The organism is Campylobacter sp. US55, assembly GCF_004378955.1.
Lineage (GTDB): Bacteria > Campylobacterota > Campylobacteria > Campylobacterales > Campylobacteraceae > Campylobacter_D > Campylobacter_D jejuni.
The window spans coordinates 1-1118 of sequence record NZ_RYYF01000021.1; the positions used below are offsets into that span (position 1 = coordinate 1).

Annotated in this window: 1 protein-coding gene; it reads right to left on the reverse strand. The window is 25.9% G+C overall.

The genetic code is table 11. The features are described from left to right. Positions 1-140: 140 nt before the first annotated feature. Positions 141-896, reverse strand: a complete 756-nt coding sequence (locus ELQ07_RS08140) for a basic amino acid ABC transporter substrate-binding protein (protein WP_088303962.1) — start codon at positions 894-896, stop codon at positions 141-143. Positions 897-1118 lie beyond the last annotated feature (222 nt).

Here is a 1118-nt window from a genome sequence, read left to right on the forward strand (position 1 = left end):
TAACTATTATAAAACTATATGGTTTGAATTTAAATTTTATTTTATAGAAAAAATTGATTTAATGAGAGTAAATTTTGTATGAAATGTTATCTTACAAAATATAACAAATATTTAAGTTGTATAAGCGTGAATTTTCACGCTTATTCTAATTCATATTTTTTAATTAAAGTATCATAAAATCCATCAGTTTTTGTCTCATCTATACCTTTGTCAAAAATTTTTACCAATTCTTTTTGTTTGTTTTTATCAAAAGCAAAACTAAAGCCTTCTCCACCATCTGTTTCTTGGTAGAAGCTTACCAATTCTGGATTTTCAGCTAAAAAACCTTTAGCAGTATCTTGATCAGCTACAATAGCATCGATTTTGTTGTTTTTTAGTGCTAAAACAGCTATGTTTAAATCTTTATTGCTTTGCACTTGTGCATTTTTGATAGCTTTTGCAGTATTTTCTTGCAAGGTTCCTAGTTGAACTCCTATTTTTTTACCTTCTAAATCATTTTTCGTTTGAAGTAAATTGTTACTTTTTAGTTTAAGATAAAGATTTTTACTTATATAGTAAGGTTTAGTAAAATCAACACTCTGTCTTCTTTCATCCGTTGCACTCATAGCTGAGGCAATCATATCGATTTTGCCAGCTTTTAAAGCAGGTATTAACCCATCGAAATTGGTTTCAACCCAAACAACTTTGATGCCGTTTTTTTTAGCGATTTCTTCTACTAGATCCGTATCAAAACCTGTAAGTTTTGAGTTTTCTTTATAGTTAAAAGGTTTATAGTTTGGTGTGGTTCCAACCTTTAATTCTATGCTTACATTTGTTTCTTTGTTTTTAGAATCATTGCAAGCGTTTAAAAATAAGCCGATTAAGGCAACTAAAACAACATTAAATATTTTTTTCATTTTCTTCCTTTGATATAAAATGTTTTAAAATTATACTTATTTTAAATTTATATTTAATTAAGTCTAATTGCTTTTTACAATGTTTAAAGTATGCAATCTTTGATATATTATTCATAATAAATTTCAAAAACCCACCAAATACTTAATATAAATACTTACACAAATATTTATACTATTTAATCCTTTATTTAATCCCCTTTTAAGTTTAATTGGTTATACTTT

Excerpts from the sequence above, each read along its gene's own strand:
- ELQ07_RS08140 (WP_088303962.1), bottom strand. The coding sequence starts at position 896 with ATGAAAAAAATATTTAATGTTGTTTTAGTTGCCTTAATCGGCTTATTT.